Source organism: Polycladomyces abyssicola, assembly GCF_018326425.1.
Classification (GTDB): domain Bacteria; phylum Bacillota; class Bacilli; order Thermoactinomycetales; family JIR-001; genus Polycladomyces; species Polycladomyces abyssicola.
The window spans coordinates 760423-783490 of the sequence record NZ_AP024601.1 but is presented as its reverse complement, the minus strand read 5'-3'; the positions used below and the strand labels follow the sequence as shown (position 1 = coordinate 783490).

25 protein-coding genes and 2 tRNA genes are annotated in these 23068 nt (G+C 51.4%); 8 read left to right on the top strand and 19 right to left on the bottom strand.

Annotated elements, in window-relative coordinates; translation table 11 throughout:
* Nucleotides 1–157: 157 nt before the first annotated feature.
* The 3 genes from KI215_RS03985 to KI215_RS03975 form a co-directional block, all read right to left on the bottom strand.
* Entirely contained in the window at nucleotides 158–1546 is a 1389-nt protein-coding gene (locus KI215_RS03985) for an MATE family efflux transporter (protein ID WP_212774286.1), read from the bottom strand.
* Entirely contained in the window at nucleotides 1521–1790 is a 270-nt protein-coding gene (locus tag KI215_RS03980) for a metal-sensing transcriptional repressor (protein ID WP_212774285.1), read from the bottom strand. Before KI215_RS03980 ends, KI215_RS03985 begins: the two co-directional genes overlap by 26 nt.
* Before the next feature lie 106 nt (nucleotides 1791–1896).
* Complete coding sequence (locus KI215_RS03975) at nucleotides 1897–2814, bottom strand: DUF1259 domain-containing protein (protein WP_212774284.1); 918 nt, start codon at nucleotides 2812–2814, stop codon at nucleotides 1897–1899.
* Nucleotides 2815–3283: 469 nt separating this feature from the next.
* Here KI215_RS03975 and KI215_RS03970 point away from each other — a divergent pair, with 469 nt between their 5' ends.
* A complete protein-coding gene (locus tag KI215_RS03970) occupies nucleotides 3284–3886 on the top strand; it encodes a class I SAM-dependent methyltransferase (protein ID WP_212774283.1) in 603 nt (200 codons plus the stop codon).
* Nucleotides 3887–4058: 172 nt separating this feature from the next.
* On the opposite strand, the gene KI215_RS03965 is transcribed toward KI215_RS03970, so the two are convergent.
* The 3 genes from KI215_RS03965 to KI215_RS03955 form a co-directional block, all read right to left on the bottom strand.
* Nucleotides 4059–4712, bottom strand: coding sequence for a hypothetical protein (locus KI215_RS03965; RefSeq protein WP_212774282.1), 654 nt, complete (start codon nucleotides 4710–4712; stop codon nucleotides 4059–4061).
* 108 nt (nucleotides 4713–4820) lie between these two features.
* Entirely contained in the window at nucleotides 4821–5900 is a 1080-nt protein-coding gene (locus KI215_RS03960; RefSeq protein WP_212774281.1) for a sensor histidine kinase, read from the bottom strand.
* Nucleotides 5897–6583 (bottom strand): response regulator transcription factor, encoded by a 687-nt coding sequence (locus KI215_RS03955; RefSeq protein WP_212774280.1) that lies wholly within the window; start codon nucleotides 6581–6583, stop codon nucleotides 5897–5899. The genes KI215_RS03960 and KI215_RS03955 overlap by 4 nt, the downstream gene beginning before the upstream one ends.
* Before the next feature lie 137 nt (nucleotides 6584–6720).
* Between KI215_RS03955 and KI215_RS03950 the strand changes: the two genes are divergently transcribed.
* From KI215_RS03950 to KI215_RS03925, 6 genes are all read left to right on the top strand, one after another.
* Complete coding sequence (locus tag KI215_RS03950; RefSeq protein WP_212774279.1) at nucleotides 6721–8304, top strand: multicopper oxidase family protein; 1584 nt, start codon at nucleotides 6721–6723, stop codon at nucleotides 8302–8304.
* A 306-nt stretch (nucleotides 8305–8610) separates the two neighbouring features.
* On the top strand, nucleotides 8611–9216 hold the full coding sequence (locus KI215_RS03945) for a class I SAM-dependent methyltransferase (RefSeq protein ID WP_212774278.1): 606 nt from the start codon (nucleotides 8611–8613) through the stop codon (nucleotides 9214–9216).
* A 273-nt stretch (nucleotides 9217–9489) separates the two neighbouring features.
* The gene (locus tag KI215_RS03940) at nucleotides 9490–9807 is read left to right on the top strand and encodes a PCYCGC motif-containing (lipo)protein (protein WP_212774277.1); all 318 of its coding nucleotides are present in this window, start codon (nucleotides 9490–9492) and stop codon (nucleotides 9805–9807) included.
* Complete coding sequence (locus KI215_RS16245; RefSeq protein WP_212775054.1) at nucleotides 9779–9865, top strand: PCYCGC motif-containing (lipo)protein; 87 nt, start codon at nucleotides 9779–9781, stop codon at nucleotides 9863–9865. Before KI215_RS03940 ends, KI215_RS16245 begins: the two co-directional genes overlap by 29 nt.
* Nucleotides 9866–9897: 32 nt before the next feature.
* Nucleotides 9898–10506 (top strand): class I SAM-dependent methyltransferase, encoded by a 609-nt coding sequence (locus KI215_RS03930; RefSeq protein WP_212774276.1) that lies wholly within the window; start codon nucleotides 9898–9900, stop codon nucleotides 10504–10506.
* A gap of 178 nt (nucleotides 10507–10684) precedes the next feature.
* The gene (locus KI215_RS03925; RefSeq protein WP_212774275.1) at nucleotides 10685–11293 is read left to right on the top strand and encodes a site-specific integrase; all 609 of its coding nucleotides are present in this window, start codon (nucleotides 10685–10687) and stop codon (nucleotides 11291–11293) included.
* Between the two features lie 68 nt (nucleotides 11294–11361).
* Here KI215_RS03925 and KI215_RS03920 read toward each other — a convergent pair.
* A tRNA-Pro gene (locus KI215_RS03920) sits at nucleotides 11362–11438 on the bottom strand.
* 234 nt (nucleotides 11439–11672) lie between these two features.
* Nucleotides 11673–11758, bottom strand: a tRNA-Leu gene (locus tag KI215_RS03915).
* 222 nt (nucleotides 11759–11980) lie between these two features.
* On the opposite strand from KI215_RS03915, the gene corA reads away from it, so the two are divergent.
* Nucleotides 11981–12928, top strand: coding sequence for a magnesium/cobalt transporter CorA (gene corA / locus KI215_RS03910; RefSeq protein ID WP_246512188.1), 948 nt, complete (start codon nucleotides 11981–11983; stop codon nucleotides 12926–12928).
* 53 nt (nucleotides 12929–12981) lie between these two features.
* Here the strand turns inward: corA and KI215_RS03905 are convergent, their stop codons facing one another.
* From KI215_RS03905 to paaC, 11 genes are all read right to left on the bottom strand, one after another.
* Nucleotides 12982–13746 carry a hypothetical protein gene (locus KI215_RS03905; protein WP_212774274.1) on the bottom strand — a complete coding sequence of 255 codons (765 nt, stop codon included), beginning with the start codon at nucleotides 13744–13746 and terminating at the stop codon, nucleotides 12982–12984.
* A 73-nt stretch (nucleotides 13747–13819) separates the two neighbouring features.
* Complete coding sequence (locus KI215_RS03900; protein WP_212774273.1) at nucleotides 13820–14644, bottom strand: Gmad2 immunoglobulin-like domain-containing protein; 825 nt, start codon at nucleotides 14642–14644, stop codon at nucleotides 13820–13822.
* 154 nt (nucleotides 14645–14798) lie between these two features.
* Nucleotides 14799–15191 carry a thioesterase family protein gene (locus tag KI215_RS03895; RefSeq protein WP_246512187.1) on the bottom strand — a complete coding sequence of 131 codons (393 nt, stop codon included), beginning with the start codon at nucleotides 15189–15191 and terminating at the stop codon, nucleotides 14799–14801.
* A gap of 11 nt (nucleotides 15192–15202) precedes the next feature.
* Nucleotides 15203–16702, bottom strand: coding sequence for an aldehyde dehydrogenase family protein (locus KI215_RS03890; protein ID WP_212774272.1), 1500 nt, complete (start codon nucleotides 16700–16702; stop codon nucleotides 15203–15205).
* A 44-nt stretch (nucleotides 16703–16746) separates the two neighbouring features.
* Nucleotides 16747–17952, bottom strand: coding sequence for a 3-oxoadipyl-CoA thiolase (gene pcaF, locus KI215_RS03885; RefSeq protein ID WP_212774271.1), 1206 nt, complete (start codon nucleotides 17950–17952; stop codon nucleotides 16747–16749).
* A 146-nt stretch (nucleotides 17953–18098) separates the two neighbouring features.
* Nucleotides 18099–18866 (bottom strand): 3-hydroxyacyl-CoA dehydrogenase family protein, encoded by a 768-nt coding sequence (locus KI215_RS03880; protein WP_212774270.1) that lies wholly within the window; start codon nucleotides 18864–18866, stop codon nucleotides 18099–18101.
* On the bottom strand, nucleotides 18859–19719 hold the full coding sequence (locus KI215_RS03875; RefSeq protein WP_212774269.1) for a 3-hydroxyacyl-CoA dehydrogenase family protein: 861 nt from the start codon (nucleotides 19717–19719) through the stop codon (nucleotides 18859–18861). The genes KI215_RS03880 and KI215_RS03875 overlap by 8 nt, the downstream gene beginning before the upstream one ends.
* Nucleotides 19716–20033, bottom strand: a complete 318-nt coding sequence (locus KI215_RS03870) for an EthD family reductase (protein WP_212774268.1) — start codon at nucleotides 20031–20033, stop codon at nucleotides 19716–19718. Before KI215_RS03870 ends, KI215_RS03875 begins: the two co-directional genes overlap by 4 nt.
* A 150-nt stretch (nucleotides 20034–20183) precedes the next feature.
* Entirely contained in the window at nucleotides 20184–21512 is a 1329-nt protein-coding gene (locus KI215_RS03865; RefSeq protein ID WP_212774267.1) for a phenylacetate--CoA ligase family protein, read from the bottom strand.
* 266 nt (nucleotides 21513–21778) lie between these two features.
* Nucleotides 21779–22249 carry a 1,2-phenylacetyl-CoA epoxidase subunit PaaD gene (gene paaD, locus KI215_RS03860; protein WP_212774266.1) on the bottom strand — a complete coding sequence of 157 codons (471 nt, stop codon included), beginning with the start codon at nucleotides 22247–22249 and terminating at the stop codon, nucleotides 21779–21781.
* A 14-nt stretch (nucleotides 22250–22263) separates the two neighbouring features.
* The gene (gene paaC, locus KI215_RS03855; protein WP_212774265.1) at nucleotides 22264–23058 is read right to left on the bottom strand and encodes a 1,2-phenylacetyl-CoA epoxidase subunit PaaC; all 795 of its coding nucleotides are present in this window, start codon (nucleotides 23056–23058) and stop codon (nucleotides 22264–22266) included.
* Nucleotides 23059–23068: the final 10 nt, after the last annotated feature.

Here is a 23068-nt window from a genome sequence, read left to right as displayed (position 1 = left end):
CCAAACTTTCGAGGGAAGTTTATTTGGGTATGATATGTCTGCTCATGTATATTAGCGGACATGAATTAAGACATTAGAGTCTGATCAAAACTTGCTCATTCTGTTTCCCCGGAACACACAAAAAGCTACCCGTTAGGGTAGCTAAACGCCGATTCCTCTATGGGGAATCGGCGTTTTTGGCAGCCCACCGACATGAATAGAATCGCCAGCCCAGAAACAGTGCCCTCCAGAGATTATCCAGTAAGATAGCAAGCCACACCCCGGCTAATCCCCAACCTAAGGCAATTCCCAATCCATAGACTCCAACCACACGAACTACCCAGATGCCAACGGCCGTCGAAATCATGGGCCATTTCGTATCTCCGGCACCGTTTAAAGCCCCTGTCAACACGAGGACTACAGCCAGCGGGATTTGGGTGAAAGCATCAATTTTCAGCGCAACCCCAACCTGGTGAATGACGGTGGATTCCTTGGTGAAGTAATGGGCGGCCCACTCTCCTCCAAAGTACAAGAAAATCCCGATGGCTCCCATGAAAGCGATGGCCAACAGGACCGAGATATACCCGTAGGTCAGGGCTTCTTTGATTCGTTTGGCCCCTAGTTGCTGCCCGACCAGCGTAGTCGCCGCCACCGCAAATCCGTACCCGGGGAGATAAGAGAAGGTCTCGATGTTCCCGGCAATCTGGTGAGCCGCAAAGGTATAGGTTCCCAGCGCAAGGATCAAGCCAAAATATAAAACCTGACCAAAGCGCATGATGAGACGTTCAATCGCGGCAGGGGTACCGATCCCGGTAATGGAACGAAGAACTTGACGGTCTGGTTTCCATCCCTGGGGCCACTCCTTTCCCAAACGGGTCCGTCGGAGAGAACGAATCAACAACCACAACCCGAATACCCGGGCCAACACCGTCGCCGCTGCGGCACCTGCAATCCCGAAACCGGGGAGCGGACCCAACCCGAAAATAAGGAGATAATCTAAGGCAATATGGACTCCATTCATCCAGAGACCGGCCTTCATGGGGGACACGGTGTCTCCGGTCCCGCGGAGCAAGCTCCCCAGGATAAACGTCAGCGAAATGAAAAGAGAGGGGACAGCCACCACTCGGAAGTAAATCGTCCCTTGGTGCAACACTGCGGGTTCCGCCCCCATCATTTGTAAGATCGGCTCTGCAAAGAATAAGGTGGCAATCCCGAAAACGATCCCCACCCAGCTCGCCAACAAGATGGATTGTTTGGCCACCCGGCGGGCTTGCTCGATTTGGTTTGCCCCGATATAACGAGCGATCAGGGCTGTACTTCCCACCCCAATGGCCATGAAGACCGCAAAATATAGCTCTAAAATCCTTTGCGTAATACCCACAGCGGATACTTCAGCTAGACCAAGCTTAGAAACGAATAGCGTATCGACAAAACCTACAAGGGTTTGTAAAGTATTCTCCACAATGGCTGGCCATGCCAAGGTCATGACAGTTGAGATTTTCTCCCGGATCGTGATGGTATCTGAGACCACCGATTTTGCCTTATCGGATGAATTTATCCAAGGCATCCTTCAAATCCCCCAATACTTTTTCTTGATTCCCCGAACGGATGGCCTCGACCACGCATCCCTCCAAGTGATCTCGTAGGATTAACTTTCCTGTGTTATCCAAAGCTTTTCGGACCGCAGCGATTTGAATCAACAAGTCCCCGCAGTCCCGATCTTGCTGAGCCATTTCCTTGATCGACCTGACATGCCCTTCAATGCGAGCCAACCGATTCACGATGGAACGACGATGTTTATGATGAGACATGGAATCCCTCCTACTGTTCATATCCCCCCCGGGGGGATATGAACAGTATACCATATAAAAAAAGCCGGTTCCCAGATAAGGAATCGGCTTTCTTTATAAAATCATTTTATCTTTGGCTATGTGTTTGGTCTAGGGCCACCCGAAGCCCCTTAGCTAGTTTGGGTACATCGCCGTTCGCCCAGAAGTGCATGAAGAAAAGACGCGGTTGTTCGTTCAGCATGTGATTGTGCAAGGCTGTCACTTCGATACCATGTTTGCGTAGTGCCTGGGCAACGGTGTTTACTTCCTGGGCCGTCAAGACAAAATCCCCCGTGATCGCGGCTCGATGCCCCCCGGTGGGTTGGAAGTTGATCGCAGTGGCGGTCCCCATGGATGGGGGGATTTCCATACCGTTTTCCATGATGGGTTCCGCTCGGGGGATATTCATTTGATAAACCCCATCACTCCATTGCCCGGAATGGCCGAGAATTTGGTCGATCTTCTTCGTATCCAACGAAAGCCAGGTGTACGAAGTGGACTCTCTTGCCTTAAGCGGGGTCTTGGTTATCTCCAACGCGGAGCGGAGGGTGCGGGCCATCTGGACAGGATCGCCGTGTCCTTCGATATGCAGGTACATCACTCGCGGTGATTCGTGGAGCAGGTGGTTATGGATTGCCGTGATACTAATTCCTCTCTGGAACAACCGATCCATGACTGGATTAACCTCGTTTTCCGTCAAGACCATGTCCCCCATGACCATGGCAGTAGAATTGATCCGCTTGAAGGCCACCCAGGATCCAAGCGCCAGCGTTGGGCGAATGATCACGCCCCGGAGGGTTACTCGGAGATCCCGGCGTGGGAAACCGAACTTTAAAACCCCATCGGGGTGCCTCACCCCCGTTTTTCCGAAGACCTGGTCAACCTCCTTCCAATAATTTTCAACCCGGGCTGCTTGGATCGTAGTAACATACTCCGCAAGGGTGCCGACACTTCCCAACCAGACAATCAAGCATACAATTCCCAGGATGAAGCGGGTTCCTTTCACGTTACCATCCTCCTTCAAACTTAGGATTCTCTTCTTCATCCTGGGTTACACGGAGAGAAGCTCTAGTCGAAAGAACCGAATTTTTTTTTGGTGATGGAACTTCGAAGTTTTACTTCTCATCGTCCCGGAAGGTGACTAGGGCTCTATCCATCCGAAGGCTTGCGTCCCTACGTGAGCTCCGTAGTAGGTGAGCTGGGCCGGGAGACTCCCGTCCGATTTTCTTTTCAATTCCCATTCGATAAGCACGCTACCGCTGGCCTCTTTGAATGCCCCGTCTGTTTCTGATATTGATACACACTTAATGCCAGGTTAATCCTGGCCGAGATTGTTGACAAAGGTAGCAGGTCAGCAGTCTTTTTTGTCGAAATAAGAAGATAACATCAACTGCCTCGAGGTTGAACAAGACGATACGTCGGGGACAAAACTACAACCGTGGCTCTTAATACCGCTCCATTGAGGTGGTGAAGACATGGGATTTATCGAAAATCTTTCTAAACAATTTCGACATCCAATTGGTTTCTGGGGACACATTGCCGGAAAACTTATGGCCATGACCACTGGTGAACGAAATGAATGGACCTTGTCTCTACTGGATATTCAACCAAATGACCGCGTACTGGAGATCGGTTACGGTCCGGGAGTAGGAATTTCTAAAGCGAGCCTTATGATTCAGAACGGTAAGGTAGTTGGCATTGATCCGTCCGATGCGATGCGGAAACAGGCGGAACGGCGCAACAAAAAGGCTATCTTGCAGGGAAAAGTCCGCTTGATAACCGGGACGATTGAGGAATGCCCAGATTTTGAACGGCCGTTTGACAAAATTTTTTCCGTTAATTCCGTAATGTTCTGGCCTGATCGAACCCACGTGTTTAAGAAACTTTATCAATGGCTTAAGACTGGTGGAATGATCGCCACGACTTACCAACCGATAGGAAAACATGCTCCCAATTTGGATGCTTTCACCAAACAATTGACTGAAGAGCTGAAACAGGCCGGCTTTATCCGAATCCGGCGAAAGACCAGACACTTCAAACCTGCACCCGCCGTTTGTGTGCTCGCGGATAAACCTTGATGCTGTTAGAAAACATTAATGAGGTACGGCAAGCAAAAGATATATGTAACCACTCTAGAAGAGGGTGGTTTTTTTATGAATGCTTAACAGCTAAGGAGAACGAGAATGGCCCCGAAACCTGCCTTACCGACGTGAGAGAGCTTCTTACCATGTATACTGCTATGAAGATCGCTCAACGGTCTCGAAAATGGCGTGGTGTTGTTTTGTTGGCCCCGCGGCCAGCTGGGTAAAACCTAATCGATGCGGTGTTTTTTAAGCTTGGATGTCTCTCTGAAGGACAAGACTTTACTCGCTTATTAACGGCATCGCTGGACGAATGAAGTGTTTTTTCAATGGATGAGGGGTGCTTTCTCCATGGAAGGCTACCGGGTCCGTTCCATTCGGGCCATCGAGAGGCTGAGCGTAAGCTTTCTTGTCGGATGAGCCGAAGGAGGAAGAGCATGATCACGACAAAGACAATATTCATGAATCCCACCATAAGTACCGGATTCTCCGGGGCGACCATCACCCCCAGCATCACCCCCATCATGCCCCCCATGATACCGGCAAGCAGGCCATCCAACGAGGCGACGAGATGAATAGGCTTTCCTGTTAAATTCCCCACAACCATCCCTATGAGCACGGAATAGATAATCGGTACCGTCAACTGTTGAACAAGTACACCTAAGACCGTTCCTATGAGGAGACTGGCCATCATGGCAGATCCCATAGAGACCATCATCCCAATCATACGTGACAAGATATTTCGATGACGATAAACCAAAATAAAGAGGTAAGTGGTAAAGCCTAAAACGGAGAAAACACTGCTAACGTAAACCAGCACCAAACGATCCCCCCTTTTTAATCCCTTGTTTATCTCATGTACAGAAAGGGGGAGTTATTCCAAGTAATCATATTTGAGTTTGGTAAAGCTTATAAAAACTATGCCCTGCCGTTAACGATTAGATTTTGGGATTCGGACATAAACGGTCGTCCCTTTCCCCTCTTCACTTTCGATTTCCACATCTCCCCCGTGTGCCTGTGTCAGTTTTTTCACGATAGTCAAACCGATACCGCTCCCCCCAAGTTTACGGTTACGCGATTTTTCCACGCGGTAAAAGCGTTCAAACACTTTGGGCACCTCTGACGGTGGGATGCCAATCCCGTTATCTTGGACGATTAGCAATAAATCAGTTCCATCGTTCCGCACCTCCACTTTTACTTCCCCTCCTTTCGGGGTAAACTTCAGCGCGTTGGACAGCAAATTGGCCAAAATTTGCAGTATGCGTGTTCGGTCGACCATGGCCAATACGGAGTCGGGAGCATGAAACCGAAGTGTGACGCCTTTTTGCAAAAAAGAGGCTTGTGCCGACTTGACGGCTTGTTCGGCGATATCCTGGAGATTCTCTCTTTTTCGGTTAAGTTTAAATCCCGGTGCTTCCAACGCAGTCAATTTTTCCAGATCACCCACAAGACACGTCAGGCGCTCAATTTCTTCATAACAGGAGCGGATGCGTTCGTTTGTCGGCTCCCAAACCCCGTCCATCAACGCTTCCATATGACTTTTCAAGGTGGCAAGAGGCGTACGGAGTTCGTGAGCCACATCGGACGTCAGGTTTTTTCGCAGGGCCTCTTGCTTTTGCAACTCCTCCGTCAAATGGTTGAGCGCTTGCGCCAAATCCGACAGCTCGTCGTCTCCCCTCACCGGAATCCGCGTAGTTAAATCACCTTGAATCATCTTTTCTGCCGCTTGACGCATCTGGATCAAGGGCTTTGTAATCCGTTTGCTGACATACAGGCTGGTGAAGACGGCCAATGTGACAGCACCGATCACAGCCAATGTCGTGGATTGGATCATGGCCTGCCCAAAGTGTACATCCAAACTGACCGTGTGTTTATCCATCCCAGGTGTTTGGATACGGTACAAGTGATAATGGTAAACGGTGGCCATAACGAGAAAGGTAACGGAAAGGATCACAGTGCCGGACGCGATGGAGATAAACGCGACGGCCAATCGTTTGCGTAAACCTTTCATCGGGAATCATCTCCCACGAAACGGTACCCAAAGCCGTAAACGGTTTGAATATACATCGGATCGGACGGAATGGGTTCGATTTTATGCCTCAGGTTCTTCACATGTTGATCGATCGTTCGAAGGTCACCCTCATAGTCAAAACCAAAGAGTTTCTCAACCAACTCTTCACGAGAAAAAGCGCGATGGGGATGCCTTGCCAGAATGAGCAACAATTTGTATTCCATCGGCGTCAAGTTCACCATTTGTCCGTGACGAAAGACTTTGCGTTGTCCGGTGTCGATCAACAGCTCTCCGAAAGTCAGGCGCTCCGCCAGCAAATCTTGTTCGGTACGGCGCAAGATGGCTTTCACACGGGCGACAACTTCACGCGGACTGAACGGTTTAACCACATAGTCGTCAGCACCCATTAAAAGGCCCTGAACACGTTCATCCTCTGCTGATTTCGCTGTGAGCATCAAAATCGGGACGGCTGAAAAACGGCGAATTTGTTGACAGACTTCTTCACCAGGCAAGTCTGGAAGCATTAAGTCGAGGATGATGAGGTGAACCGGTTCAGACCGCAAAATTTCCAATGCTTCGGTTCCTGTTGCGGCTTCCCGGGTGTGGTAACCCTCTTTATTCAAATAGGAAGCAATGACTTCTCTGATTTTCTCTTCATCGTCCACAATGAGAACATTTTTCATGTCCCTTCCCTTTCCTTTCAGTGAACCGTGATGTGGAGATGACTTTATTTATCATAACCCAAAACCGGTTCGGCTTCATAAGAACTACATAACTTTCCGGTAAGTTTAGTGAGAGATTGGTCTCAGGAGGGATTCTGATGAGACGTTCCAAGCATTGGTTTTTCCTGGGAGCGGTTGTTGTGGTTGCATTGGTTGTTGCAGGCTGTGCCAATCCACACGCGCAACACTCGGCAGAAATGCCTAGTCACACGAAAGCGGTAGGAGGTCAATTGAGCAAGCCCACCATTTCCAAGGATTCACAAGGGCGCGTCGTTAAGGAATTCACCGTGGTGGCCAAGGAGGCAGATTGGCAAGTGTCTCCCGATTATTCTGTTCGTGCACTGACGTATGACGGGACAGTACCTGGTAAAACCATTCAGGTGGAACAAGGGGATCATGTCAAGGTACGCTTGATAAATAAAATGAAAGTCCCGGTTACGATTCACTGGCACGGCTATCCCGTTCCCAACAAGATGGACGGTGTTCCAGGACTAACGCAAGATGAAGTTGCTCCGGGGAAAACGTATACCTACGATTTTGTGGCGACAATACCCGGCACCTATTTTTACCACTCTCACTTCCAAAGCTCCGATCAAGTGGACAGAGGATTGTATGGTGCATTTATCGTCTTGCCCAAGGAGAAACGAACTCAATATGATCGGGACTATGTGTTGATGTTGGACGAATGGATGAATCATCATGGGAATATGGGTCAATCCGGAAGCCATATGGAGCATGGCGAAATGAATATGGGCGGCTCCGGAATGAACATGGATCATTCCATGATGATGGGAAGCGGCCAAGAATCTTCCATGCCGCAGATGGATCATGACGAGATGATGAAACAAATGTACAACCTTTATTCGGTCAATGGAAAATCGGGATCACTCGTCCAACCGTTAACGGTGAAAAAAGGCGAACGTGTTCGATTACGTTTGATCAATGCCGGATATATGACGCACAAGATTCACTTCCAAGGGCAACCCTTTCAAATTGTCGCCATGGATGGCCATGAAATTTCAGATCCGCCTGTGGTAAAGGACAAGCTCGTTGTAATTGGAGCAGGAGAACGTGTCGATGTGAGTTTCGTGGCCGGAAAAGACTTTGCCATTGATATGCACGACGGTACGCCCGGTGCGAAAACGTTGGTCATCCCCGTACGAGTCATCGGAGGAGAAAAAACACCGGCAAAAGCGGATCAATTGTCCCTACCAGAATTGGACATGAGAAAATATGCGACGAACAGCCGGACAGAAAACGTCGAACCATCCGCTTCGTCTTACGTCTTTCGTTTGAATCAGTCCATGCAAAACGGGGCAGAAGTTTATACAATCAACGGCAAAACCTGGCCGAATACCGATCCCATCGTAGTGAAAAAAGGGGAACGGGTGAAGATTACCTTCATCAATGAGGGACGCTCGGATCATCCGATGCATTTGCACGGTCACGTGTTCAAAGTGATCAGCCGAAACGACGTCCGATTGTCCGTTCCGCTTGAAAAAGACACACTTCTCGTGCGGCCCGGAGAAAAATACGAGATCGAGTTTACGGCAGATAACCCGGGTAATTGGATGTTACACTGTCATGATTTACACCATGCTGCTGCCGGTATGATGACGGTCGTTAAGTATCAAGATTACAAAAGCGATTATTCGGTAAAGATGAACACGGTACACGAATGATGGTTACAGCCAAGGTTATTTATATTTGATAAACACATCACACCGGTTTATCACCATTTGTGGATTATTCATGCACTCCGCCGTATGCACACACTATTATGGGTGTGGATGCGACGGAGTGTATAATCCACCATCTAGGATCTAGCCTGAGTTTTTTTGCGAAGATGTTGAACAGTTGGAGTGAAAACAGCAATAGAGATAAAAAGGTATATATAGCCGCTCCCAGAATAAATGGAAAAAGCCGTTCCTACCATTTTGATGATGGATGAAAATACACACACAAAAGTTGACAAGGGGGATGAAAAATTGAATCGATCGGATTTGGTGAGAAAGTTCGAGAAACAGGCCCGTTTGTACGAAAAAAAGCGAAAAAAACAAGCACAAAAAAAGTGGAGGCAAAAGCTTATTCGTTCAGCCAAGGGGAAAGTGCTTGAGGTGGCGGTGGGGGCTGGAGCCAATTTTCCCTTCTATGGCCCTGATGTGAAAATAACGGCTGTGGATTTCAGCCCGGAAATGTTAAAAAAAGCAAAGGAAGCCGCTCAGGAATACGGAATCGAAGCTGAGTTTATCCAAGCTGATATAGAAAACCTTTCATTTGCTTCCGATTCATTCGATACCGTGGTCTCCACCTTGTCTCTGTGCGGATATCAAGATCCCATCCAAATACTAAATCAATTTAACCGGTGGTGCAAAAAAGACGGCCGCATATTGTTGATGGAGCACGGTATTAGCTCCAACTTTGTTCTTGCTTCCCTTCAAAAAGCATTGGATCCTCTTGCCTACCGTCTGGTAGGATGCCATCAGAATCGGGACATAATGCATATCATCCAATCATCAAAGATTGTAATAGAAAAGACAGAATCTTATTGGACAGACATGGTTCATTTAATCTGGGAAAAGCCTGGTAAATAACTGTCGCCTTTAAGGTTGACGGATTGATGTGCCAACATCGGTGCGATAAATACAAAGACCCCCTGCCGTTCGTGTGTAATCGTGAAATGGGAAACGAGGGTAAAGCTCCCAGGGCGGGGCTCTTTTCATTTCTTCTTATAACCAGCTTTTTGGCATACTCCTTCCAAACACCCTTTGTTCTATGGTAATATCCCTATGATTAGATTCCACATACTCTTTGGCTTCATATTTACCAGCGTACTTATTGGGTTGCCGGTGACCGACGCGTGACCAATGGGCGACGTGACCGAAATGACTTCAAGTCCCAATCAACTTCCTCGTTTTTTGAATGGAAAGGATGCGAATGTCTTGAAGATCTACCGATCAGCAGCAAAAAACGGAGATTTGCTCCAATATATTCCGTGTTATTGTGGGTGTGGGGAAAGTGTGGGACATAAAAACAATCTAAACTGCTTTGTCAAAGAAACAAAATCTGACGGCTCCATTGTATTGGATTCGCACGGTATGAACTGCGGCACTTGTTTAAATATTGCCTCAGAAGCGATTGCCTTGAAAAAAACAAGTGAAAACGTCCCTTCGCCGCTATATTGATCAAAAGCATCAAGATGGGTATGCCAGACCCACGCCCACCCCAATGCCCAAATCCTAAGGGACGAAACTGGATAAAAGGGGTAACAACGGATGAACAACGAGAAAAATCGGCAAATATACCGAATGTGGGCACCATTCTATGATTGGGTATTACAGAATCGGTGGTTTAGATCGGCCCGCCGGAAAGTGGTGGAACAGGCTCACCTCCAACCTGGGGAGAATGTATTGCTGGTGGGAGTCGGAACTGGGCTGGATTTTGCCTATCTTCCTGAGAGTGTGCGGGTAACTGGGATTGATCTTTCTCCCGAAATGTTGGAACAAGCCCGAAAAAAAGCCAGTCGTCATGTCATTCACCTGCAACAGATGAACGCGGAAGCATTGGCGTTTCCTGACGAAACCTTTGATGCTGTTTTTTTCAACCTGATTCTAAGTGTCGTCGAAGATCCACGTAAAGCGCTGATGGAAGGAATCAGGGTGTTAAAAGGAAGTGGACGCATCCTGATTTTTGATAAGTTCCGGCATTCAGAAGCATCGCCTTCCTGGGTCAGCCAAACGCTAAACATACTCACCCGACGACTTGGAACTGATGTGAACCGTTCCTTTGAAAGGATTGCCGACGGGATGCCGGTTTATGTCGTGAAGGATGAACCCTCGCTATTTCGTGGGAAATACCGGATTATCGAACTTCGGAAAGATTGATATTTTTGTACTTCTATCCTTTGGAACTAATCCCGGATACTTCGCGCTTTAACTTTACTCACTTCTTACCAGTATTTTCACAAGAAAGTGCGCTAAGCAGATGACTTTTCCAGTCTCAAAAAGACCGTTTTTGAGACTCTACTGTGACAGCTTCGCTGGTATTACCCCTTGAAGAAGTGTGACGAGGTTTTTAAGCTCTGCTCAAGATGACCGTCTATTTGCATTATTTTTTCTGGCCATCAGCACCGGCTTGCGCCGTGGAGAGTTGTTGGGATTGAAATGGGGAGACGTGGATTTTGATCGTGGGATACTCGTTGTAAGAAGGACGGTACAACGTACTGTCAATGGACTCATTGTCAAAGAGCAACCCAAAACCGATAACAGTCGGCGATTGGTCAATATTTCCCCAGCCACAGTGGACGTTCTAAGACAGCATCAAAAAAGACAGGCAGAGGAAATGCTCAAGTTTGGTCTACGGGATATTGAGTTCATTTTTACAAATACTGTAGGGAACTTGATGGAGCCTAGAAAAGTCAATCATATATTCGACCGAATCATAGGGAAAGCCGGGATTCCCAAGATCCGCTTCCACGATCTCCGACACACCCACGCCACGATGCTCCTGAAACAAGGGATTCACCCGAAAATCGTTTCTGAACGGTTAGGGCACTCATCGATCGGAATCACCCTGGATATATATTCCCATGTGATTCCGTCCATGCAAAGAGAAGCAGCAGTAGCAATTGACCAAGTGCTTCAAAAGGACCGGAACACTTTATCGAGATAAAGGTTTGCAATCCGTTTGCAATCCTGCCAAGAAATCAAAAAGACGGGCTGTGAAAAGCCCGTCCGTACTGGTCGGGGCGACAGGATTTGAACCTGCGACCCCCTGGTCCCAAACCAGGTGCTCTACCAAGCTGAGCCACGCCCCGACAATGATTCATTATTCTCATGAAAAAGATAGTGAAACATGGCAAAAGACATTATAAGCGGAACGTAAGCAAAAGTCAACCTGTTTTTTTCCGATCCATATTTTCTCATATACCAAACGTGCGATTTCCCGTAAAGGGGACACCTGAAAAAAAAGATTGCCAGAGCTACGTGATAAATAAATGACTTTTACCATGAAAAAACGCAGGCTTCCCATTAGAGCCTGCGTTTTCGTTTGGTGCCGAAGGTGGGAGTCGAACCCACATGGTCAGAGACCACACGATTTTGAGTCGTGCGCGTCTGCCAATTCCGCCACTTCGGCATGATGCTTTGATTTCGTTTGTCTCTCGCATTTTCCATTGCGTCGTGACGAATTTAATTCTATAACGGATCGGACAAACTGTCAACAGCCTTTTTGATGTTTTATTTTTCCGACATTTAAGGGGTGATTTTCATTGAAATGAAAAGAGGATCAACCAATCAAAAGCCGAATAAACTGTTGTCCGACATGAAACACTACAGTGGGAGCAAGGGAGGCATACGGTTGATTCGCACATTGGCTGTCAAAGCAGACGGCACGCTGGAACGGGACTTGCCGTTGGAACAACTGGATCGTGCGGACATTTCATGGTATTGGGTCGATTTTGAAGCACCCAGCGAAGACGAAGCCGCGCTGTTACACAATCATTTTCATTTTCATCCCTTGGCTATCGAAGATTGCCTTCACTTTCTACAACGCCCCAAACTGGACTTATATGAAGGATATCAATTTTATGTCCTGCATTCGCTGAATCCGGACACCTTGAAAACCGAAGAGCTGGATCTGTTTGTCGGTGACCGGTATGTGGTCTCGTTTCATTTTTCCCGTCTGAACGAAATTGATTCCGCCTGGGAGGCGGTGTCCGCCGACGCCCAATCGATCCAATTGGGGCCGATGCAAGTGCTGTACTTGGTAATGGATCGGATCGTAGACCAATATTTCCCCGCGATGTACAATCTGGAGGATCGTATCAACGAATTGGACGACGGTACCAACCGACCCCATCGTGTGATCACGCGCCGTTTATTCCGCATCCGCAGTGACATGCTCGCGCTCAGAAAAACCATCGTACCAACAAGTGAAATGCTGTATCGCATGCTCAATATGGATTTTCTCAAGGAAAGCAAGCGCTATAAGCTGTATTTCACCGATATCTACGACCATCTGTTAAAATTGACGGCGATGATCGAATCCAATCGTGAGCTCACGTCCGACATGCGCGATCATTACATGTCAATCAAGACTGACCGGATGAACTCCATCATGCTGACATTGACAGTGTTCACGGTCATTTTTATGCCATTGACATTCATCGCCGGGATCTACGGGATGAACTTTGAATACATGCCCGAACTGAAATGGCGTTACGGCTACTTTGCAGTTTTGGGATTGATGGCAACCGTCGGCGTCTCCATGTTTATCTGGTTCAAAAAGAAAGGGTGGCTGGAGTGAATCCAAAAATCAACCGCAGGCACTCATCCCGTATGCCTGCGGTTTTGTATGGTTTATTCGCTCTCAACCAGCTTGGTCAACAACGGTGCGAGATAATCGACGCGGAGACGCCGATCGTGATGCAAAAAACGGGTGATCTCCGACTTCTCCTTTTTGAGCCAGATGAGAGAAGCAAATTCCGGCTTTATTCCTTTTTTCTGCAGACGATGCAGGAATGCGGCGTAATGATGTCGCATGTCTTCTACTGTCATCGGCAGACCCAAACGATAGATGAGCGTTGCGGAATGACGTTCTCCCCCTGTTTTCAGATACAAAGGTTGGACTTGGACATCGTCCGCCATCTGCGACAGGTCGATCCCCAGCTCTTCCTCTACCTCCCGAAACATACTGTGGAGAAAATCCACCTGATCCTCTTTCACATCCGATTCGTCAATCCCGCCACCCGCCAACTGCAATCGCCTCGGGAATGAAGTGTGATCTGCCATTTCTCCGATCACCCAATAACCATCAGACGTCTCCGTCAGGGCGCAAGCGTACATGACGCGGCAGGCCCAAGGATTGGTCATTTGATGGTGCACGGTATATAGATAATGGTCATATCGGGTGCGCATCAGGGTGACATCAAGTCGGTCGGGCTCATGGTGCCAATCCCGGATGGTAAAGATGGTGCCGTTTTTAAATGTTTTTCCTTCCCGTTTCAACCGCTCCCAATGCACTGAGATGTCCCGTCTCAAAGTGGCCGGGAGTTCGACAGGATCCGGCAGAACCCGTACGCGGATCTGATTGGGCATGCTTTGCAAACAAACGGGTATCATCAACGGGGATCCTCCTTTTCTCTCAAACATGTGGAACAGCCGCGGAGATGAGCCGCGGCTGTCATTTGGAGCGATCTCATTGCGGACGGAATACACCCAGCATGATCTCGATTTGATGGATGCGTGAGCCGTCTTTGGGACTTTCCTCGTACAGTTCAAGGACCAGTGTCCCGTTGGATGGCAGTTGATCGCGAGGAATCGAGATCTCCAGGGTGAACGGTGTCCAACTGGGTGCTCCGCCCTTCACCTGTACAGGTCCCCTTTTCAGATATCGGTGGCCATCGGTAACTGCGTAGTTGAAAACCCCTTCCAACACACGCGCTTCCCCTGTCACGCGATACGTTCCTTCGCCTCCGACGACACGCAATTGACGAAACGCGGCATTTTCAAGCTTGGGCCCCGGCTTCACCGGTTTCCTGTCCAGTGTCGGTGCCGCATGTACTTCAAACGTGCCCTTGGCCAGGAATTGATGCGAACGCGGGGCTTCTCCGTTTATCTTCTCCGGCAACAACTTCACCTCCACCTCATAAGTTCCCGCCGGAACATGTCTGCCTTTTGCTTGAAGATCCCACACACCTCGCCATTGAACCTGTTCCGACGGAGCCAGCATGACTTCGCGCGTCTCTTTTGGAACACTGTCTACTTCCACATGAGCGATCTCGGTTCCTTTTTGGAGAATGACAAAAGAGACGGGTTCATCTGAAAACGTGAGCCGAACATCCTTCTTTCCTTTGTTCCTTAACTTCAAATCAAACTTGACGGTTCCGTTTTTCTCCGCGATCACCAATATCTGACCCAACTGAACGTCGTTGGTCGACGTTGGCTGGCTCGGTGAGGTCGCTTGAAAACACCCCGCCAGCAACACGAAACTCAACCACAGCACCAGCCATTTTCCGCGCATGGCACATCCCTTGCCTTTCGTTTGGCATGTGTTTGTAACATTGCTGTAATATATGCATGTTGCTCACCCTTGAAACCACGCATCAGCGGACCAAGTTGTGATTTTTGTTGTAACAACAAAAACCCCGATGGTCACCCACCGGGGCGAATTTGATTCACCGCATTGCTTCGAGCCGCTCTCGGATTTGTTGACGCGGGAGAATCGCCTGTATAAACGTTCCCTCCCCGACCAATGCCTTATCGTGTTTTGCCGTTACGCGACACACTACTTTGTTGAACCTTACTTCCATCGCTTCGGCGGTAAATGTGACCTTTTTGCCGATCGGGGCGGGGGCGCGATGCTTAACCTCAATCGCCGCCCCCACTCCTTCTTCGTGGTCATCCAGGAAGGGCAAGATCACTTTCCTACCTATCCATTCCATGTAGTACACCATGGTGACGGTGGAGAGTGTCGGATGAATCATCTCTCCGCCGAAGGAAGCCGCCATTTCCTCCGTGACCGTGACGGTCATCGTCTCCTGGTGACCCGGATGCAATCCCGGTTTCACCGGCAAACACCTCACACGCCGAAGGGATTCAGCGGTTTGGTTCCGATATAGGAGAGGACGCTCTTCGTTTCCGTATACAGATCAATCGACTCGATGGCAAGCTCCCGACCGAATCCAGATTGTTTGTAACCACCGAACGGCAATCCGGGGAAGGTGGAGAACGGATTGTTGATCATGATAACACCCGCTTTCAGTTGTCCGGCCACACGGTGTGCGCGGGAGAAATCCTGGGTCCACAGTGCAGCGGCCAGTCCGTAGATGGTGTCGTTGGCCAGGCGGACCGCTTCCTGTTCGTCGCTAAATTTGATGACCACGACGACCGGTCCGAAGATTTCTTCCTGAGCCACGCGCATGTCGTTGGTTACATCCACAATGACCGTCGGTTCGTACCAATACCCTTTCTCAAATTCCGCTCCTTCCGGCCGTTTTCCGCCGCAGATGACGCGCGCTCCCTCTTCCTGCGCCAATTTGACGTAGGAGTCGATCACATTCCATTGTTCCCGGGATATGACGGCCCCGACATGCGTCTCCTTGCTGAACGGATCACCCAATTTCAGTTTCTTCGTTTTCTCTACGAACTTCTCCAAAAATGCATCATAGATCGATTCGTGCACCAGCAGACGGGATCGCGCTTCGCAGGATTGTCCGGTATTGTAGTAAATGCCGAAAACGGAGCCGTTCACCGCCGCATCCAAATCGGCATCCGGAAAAATGATATTGGCCGATTTTCCGCCCAGCTCCAACGTCACCCGCTTCAGGGTGTCGGAAGCTCTAGCCATGATATCTTTGCCCGTCGTGGTTTCACCAGTAAAGGCCACTTTGTCCACACCGGGATGTTCGATCAGGTAAGCGCCCACATCGGAACCGCTGCCGGTAATGACGTTGATCACACCGGCCGGAACACCCGCTTCGTGACAAATATCAGCCAATACGAGTGCGGTCAGCGGGGTGAGCGAGGCAGGTTTCAATACGATGGTGCATCCTGCAGCCAAAGCCGGGGCGATTTTCCAGGCCGCCATCATCAACGGGTAGTTCCAAGGCACGATTTGTGCGCAAACCCCGACCGGCTCCTTGACTGTGTAGTGGAAAAAACCGTTGGGTACCGGTTTGGTACTGCCGGAAATGGTCGTTACTGCACCCGCGTACAGCTCGAAATCCTCAATCGCCTGATGCACTTGACCCTGGGCGGCGGAGATGGCTTTCCCGCTGTTGAGTACCTCCAGTTCCACCAAGTCGTTGAAGCGTTCACGCATAATCTGGGCAATCCGATTGAGGATCTGCCCGCGTCGAGAGGCCGGCCATTTCGCCCATTTTCCCTTCTCCAGCGCTTGGTGGGCCGCTTCCACCGCTTTGTCCACATCGGCTCGGGACGCTTTGGCCACCCGCGCGATCACTTCCCCCGTGGCCGGGTTGAACGTTTCAAACCATTCCCCGGAACTGCTCGGCACTTTTTCCCCGTTGATCAACAAATGATATTCATCCTGCAACAACGCGATCTTCTCTTTCAGCATCGGTTCTCCTCCCTTGATTCGTATGGTGTTTCGCTTCGCCAAACTCATTCCACCCGTTCCACGATGGTGGCGATGCCTTGTCCCACGCCGATGCACATCGTGGCCAGACCATACCGGCCACCTCGTCTTCGCAATTCATAGGCCAATGTGCCAATAATCCGCGCACCGCTGGCACCCAGCGGATGGCCCAACGCGATCGCGCCCCCGTTGACATTCACCTTCTCCTCATCCAATCCGAGTTCACGAATGCAAGCAATCGCCTGAGCGGCAAACGCCTCGTTCAATTCGATGAGATCCAGATCAGCGACGGACAGCCCTGCTCGGGTCAGCGCCTTTTTCGTTGCCCCGACCGGTCCAATGCCCATGTAGTTGGGATGGGTGCCACATACGGCAAAGGTGACGATGCGGGCCAGCGGTTTCAGTCCCAGCGATTGGGCGACGCCCCGTTCCATGATCAGGAGCGCAGCCGCCCCATCGTTGATCCCTGACGAGTTACCGGCGGTTACAGTGCCGTCTTTGCGAAATGCCGGACGGAGAGATGCCAATTTTTGTAATGTGGTGTCAGGACGCATGTGTTCATCCTTATTGAACACCTTTGGTTCTCCGCGTTTGACTGGGATGGTCACGGGTACGATCTCGTCAGCAAAACGGCTTTCTTCCCATGCACGGGCGGCCCGCTGTTGACTGCGCAGGGCGAAAGCATCCTGGTCCTCACGGGACACACCGTATCGTTCGGCGACGTTTTCAGCGGTTTCCCCCATGCTGAGCGGCGGGAACATCTCCGCAATTTTCGGGTTGACGAACCGCCAGCCCAACGTGGTGTCCACCAACGTCTGATTGCCGCGGGGAAACGGTTCCTCCGGCTTCAACATCACCATCGGGGCTCTTGACATACTCTCCACGCCACCGGCGATGAAAATGTCGCCGCAACCAGACGCGATGGCCGCTGCCGCCTGATTGACCGCTTCCAGTCCAGACCCGCACAAGCGGTTGACCGTCACACCGCCCGTCTCCTCGGGCAATCCCGCCAACAGAGCAGCCATGCGGGCCACATTGCGATTGTCTTCCCCGGCTTGGTTGGCACAACCGAATATGACGTCTTCGATGCACTCGGCGTCGACCACCGGATTTCTTGCCAACAAGGCGCGGATAACATGGGCGGCCAGATCATCGGGGCGTACGCAGCTCAGTGTTCCTTTATACCGTCCAAACGGTGTCCGGACCGCATCCACAATGACGGCTTCGCGCACGGTTTGCCCCCCTTTGCTTACACAGATGTCCGTTCTTTCTCTCAGGGCGTGCTTGATGTATAGGTCCGCTTCGCTTTCCCGTTTCGCTCCGTCTTCGCCCTGAAAAGATTGTGCGACAGAATCGCGGCCACCCTCCTACAGATGACCTATATACTGACCTTGCTAATTTCAGAGGATTGCCGCTTCCCATCTACGTCGTACCGATAAAAACCACGTCCGGCTGCACGTCCGGTGTAACCGGCATACACCATTTTGCGCAAGAGGGGAGCCGGACGATAGCGATCCTCTCCCAGCTCGCGCACCAAGCCGGATAAAATCCACACCACCTGGTCGACCCCGATCGTGTCAGCCCATTCCAACGGTCCCATCGGAAAACGTGTCCCTTTTTTCATCGCCAGATCAATGGCGTCCGCTTCCGCTACGCCTTCTGTCAGCGCAAATGCCGCTTCGTTGACCAGCATCGCCCACGTTCGGGGGAAGACCAGACCCGGTTCGTCACCGACCACTTCCACTTGTTTGTCTACATACCGCCACAGTTGCACGGCCCGGGCCCACACGTCATCATCCTCCGCCTGAAGCGGGCGGCCAACTTCCACCAATGGCATCTGCTTGATCATTAACGGGGAAAAACCGCCGACCCGCTCGGGGTGTGGGACCCAGGAAGCGACCTGTGTCGCTGTTACATGAAGTGTGTTCGTCCAGATCGGAGCATCGTTCGGCACGAGTTCCACCGCTCGGCGCAGCAACCGCTTTTTCTCTTCCACAGGTCCAGTGACCGTGTCCACCACCGCACAAGACGATGACAACGGTTGATCCAATTGGTCCATTGCCCATACGTTCCAACCCCGTTCAGTAAACACATCCGACGTTTCTTTTGCCAAGGGTCCGTCACCGATCAACACGATGTCATTCATAGCGGTAATGCCCCCTTCCCGCCTTTTTACCGAGCGAACCGCTGTCCACCAGTTGCCGCTGGTGCGGATGGGGACGGAAACGCGGATCGTGGAAATACCCTTCGTAGACGGAGCATGAGGCGGCATAGTTGATATCGAGGCCAATCAGGTCCTGCAATTCAAACGGTCCCATCGGAAAACCGGCCGCGCGTAGGATGCGATCCACCTGTCGTTTCTCCGCCACATGGTCCCCGACAAGTCGGTATGCCTCGCTGTGAAACGACCGCGCCACACGATTGACCAAAAACCCGGGGGTGTCGGTCACCTTCACGGGGTCCTTGCCAATCTCCTTGACAAACGCCATCGCCTGATCGACCACTTCCCGTTCTGACATTGGCCCGTGGACCACTTCTACCAACGGCATGACGGGAGCCGGATTGAAGAAGTGAAGTCCGATCACCCGTTCGGGGTGCTTCGTGGCCGAGGCGATCGCCGTCACCGATAAAGAGGAGGTGTTGGTGGCTAAGATCGCTTCCAGGTCGGTGATCTCATCCAATTGGGAAAACAACGACTTTTTCACGTCCAGCCGTTCCACCACCGCTTCGATTACCAACTGAGCTTCGGCGACAGCGGACAGGTCGACAGACGACTCGATCCGGTCCAGCACCTGCTTCATCTCCTCCGCCGTCATCCGCTTTTTCTGCACCCGTCGGCGCAAGCGGTCACGGATCACCTGCATGCCGCGTTCAAGAGCTGCCGGGGAGACGTCGACCAAAACGACCCGTTTCCCCGCGGTCGCCAGCACTTCTGCAATCCCGTTCCCCATCGTACCGGCGCCTACCACGGCCGTCCGCACAATCGGATCAACAGTCACTTTTCATCACCGCTGGCTGTCTCACCAATCATCATCGTCACCAGTTTGCCAGCGAAGCCCATCAAATCTTTCGCCGCAGCACGCCCCTCCTCAGAAGCCATTGCTTCGTCCAATGTTTTCCGATCCTCAAACACCATTTCCGCCATCAGATAATACGGAGACTCCCCTCCCATTGGTGTGCCGACAAACCGGGTCACCTCGATCTTCTTTAATCCCGGCATTTTTTTTGCCAGCGGCGCATGCACCTGAAAATAATGCTCGTCAAATGCTTGTTGGTCCTCCGGTTGACGGTAAATGGCGATCAATTTGGTCATGTGGATCCCTCTCTCAGAAGAATTTCCAGTTGATGTCAAGTTCGCGGACTCCGATTTCCCGTCTTAAGCACCGCAACGGGGAATTCGGACCCGCTCCCGAAACCAATAGCAGCTTCATAGCTTCATCGCAGTCTCCAATTTCCGCCTCACTCATCTGGGCTGCGGCACTCTGCGATCGATCACACGAACCGCTTTCCCTTCACTGCGGGGAATTTCATGAGGTCTGCGCAGGACCACCTGCGTCGTCACACCCAAATTGTCTTTGAACAAGCGGCACAGCCGGTCGGTCAGCCGTGCCCCGTCCGCGTGTTCCGACAACGGGCAGTCACCGATCCGCTCTTTGAAAGATTCCGATACTTCCACTTCCACTGTAAAGTGGTCCAATGTCCCTTCCCGTGTGATGATGATTTGGTAATGCGGCGTCACCTCCTTCACTTGCAAGAGAACATGTTCCAACTCGGACGGGAAGACGTTTACACCGCGAATAATCAACATGTCGTCCACCCGTCCCTTGATCCGGGACATCCGCGCATGGGTACGGCCGCAAACACACGGCTCGCGGTACACGGCGGCGATGTCTCCCGTCCGGTAGCGGATCACCGGGATCGCCTCCTTGGTCAGAGTGGTAAAAACCAACTCTCCCGTCTCACCGTCGGGCAAAGGCTCCCCCGTGTCAGGATCGATCACCTCGACCAAGAAGTGGTCCTCCGCGATATGCAACCCGTTTTTGGCTTGCCAGCATTCGATGGAGACCCCCGGTCCCAGCACTTCGGACAAACCGTAAATATCCACTGCATGGATGCCCCATTTTTCTTCCAGCGTGCGTCGCATCCCCTCGGACCACGGTTCCGCGCCGAAAATGCCGTACACCAGAGAAGAGCTCGCCGGGTCCTTGCCCATCTCCTCCATCGTTTCCGCCAAACTGAGGATGAACGAAGGGGTTCCAGCAATGCCGCGCGGCTTGAAATCTTCGATCAACGTCACTTGGCGGGTACGGTTGCCGCCGGAAGCCGGCACCAGCGTCACACCGAGTCGCTCCGCTCCTGCATGCACGCCCAATCCGCCTGTAAACAAACCATAGCCGTACGCATTGTGAAACACGTCACCGGGACGGCCACCTGCAGCGACGATGGTACGTGCGCACAAATCAGCCCAATTGTCCAAATCTCTGCGGGTATACCCCACCACCGTCGGTTTTCCTTTGGTTCCGGAAGAAGCGTGGAGCCGTTTGACTTCCGACAAATCAACAGCAAACAATCCAAACGGATATTGATCCCGCAGATCCTGTTTGCGTGTAAACGGCAACCGGATGATATCCTCTACACTACCAATCTGCTCCGGCTTGATACCATGCTCGTCCAGCCGATGCCGGTAATACGGTACCCGGTAATATACGCGTTCCACCGTTTGGCGAAGTCGTTCCAACTGTAGACGGAGCAACTCATCACGCGGCATCGCTTCCCATTCCGGTTGAAACATCGGACTTCCTCCCTCCCCCCTCGTTGGGGCGCATACTGGACCGTGTCTGGTTATTTCCGTAAGGGGGCAATGTTTTTCCGAGTGAGCGACTGACCAATCCCGACCGAGTGAAGACCCGAAAAGCGCAGAATGGAATCTCGGGCAATTACCTATAGGCGAAGCGTACTTACCTGCGTCCTGCGCGTCGGATAGGAGCGGTCTGCTTCCTTCAAGGCGCAGATGGAGTGAACCGGAAAAGCAATGTGGACAGTATTGCCAGACACGCCCTAGACGGGTTTCAATCCTTCAAAGGGCTGACGGCATCGTTTGCAGTAGAAAATGGCCCGGCAGGCGGTGGGTCCGAACCAATTGTGCACCTCACCGTTGCCCGCACCGCAATAGGGGCATTCGGGCACCAGCGAACCCGAACTGCCTTTAACGGGGGGAGCAATGCCGAATTGCCGCAGCTTCTCTCTGCCTTCCGGTGTGATCCGATCCGTCGTCCAAGGCTGGTCCATCGTGATCACGACTTCCACTTCCCGTATCCCGTCCAGAGCGGTCAATTGTTCCTGCACCGCTTGCCGGATCATGCCGATCGCCGGACACCCGACAAATGTTGGCGTCATCTCCACCCTGACGCAACCATCATCCAGCCGTACCCGGTTGACCATACCCAACTCCACGATACTGATCGAGGGAATCTCCGGATCTTTCACTTCGTCCAAAGCGGACCACAGCATCTGTTCCGTCGTCGGCATGACGCACCCCTCCTTTACCACACAGCGTTGGGGTCCAACCGGTACACTTCGCCCATGGTGTCGAGCAATGCGGACAAATCGTCAGTGTGTTCTCCTTGGCGTCCGTCGACGCTGGGGATGAATATTTCACCCGGCCAAGGGATGCCCGCCTCATCCATCACCGGGCGAATCCGTTCCTCCCACCGCTGTCTCATTTCCTCGCCACTTATGGGGACGATGCCGTTTTCAATCAGAGCGGCTTCAAAACGGCCGAGAGAGAACAATCCCCCCACATCCGACCACAACCGGTTCACTGCCTGTGCCAACCGTTCCTGCGCTTCCCCACCGGCTTGTCCGAGGCGGGCGAACCACAGACGGAAATGCTGCAAATGGTACGTCTCCTCCCGGCGGATTTTACGGGCACCTTCCCTCAGTGGACGGTAACTGGATTTTGTGAGCGCTTCCAACCGAATGTCGTCAAAGACGTCGTACAGAAAGTGGCGGGCGATGCTGTACGCCCAATCTCCGTTGGGGCGTTCCAACAACACGGCATTTCGCCACCTTTTCACCTCCCGGGCGAAAGCGATTCGGTCGGGGTCCTCCTCACCCAAATCATGCAACAGACTGAAACAATAGGTGGCATGGCCCACTTCATCCTGTGCAACGGAACTGAACGCCACATCCTCTTCGATATCCGGCGCCAATCCCAACCACTCCGAATCCCGATGGCCGAGACAAAGCTCATCATCGGCCAGCTGATACAAAAAGTCGACCAGCGCGGCACGATATGCTTCCGATTGTTTAGCTTGTTCCGCGTTTTCCACTCGCATCTTCTTCAAC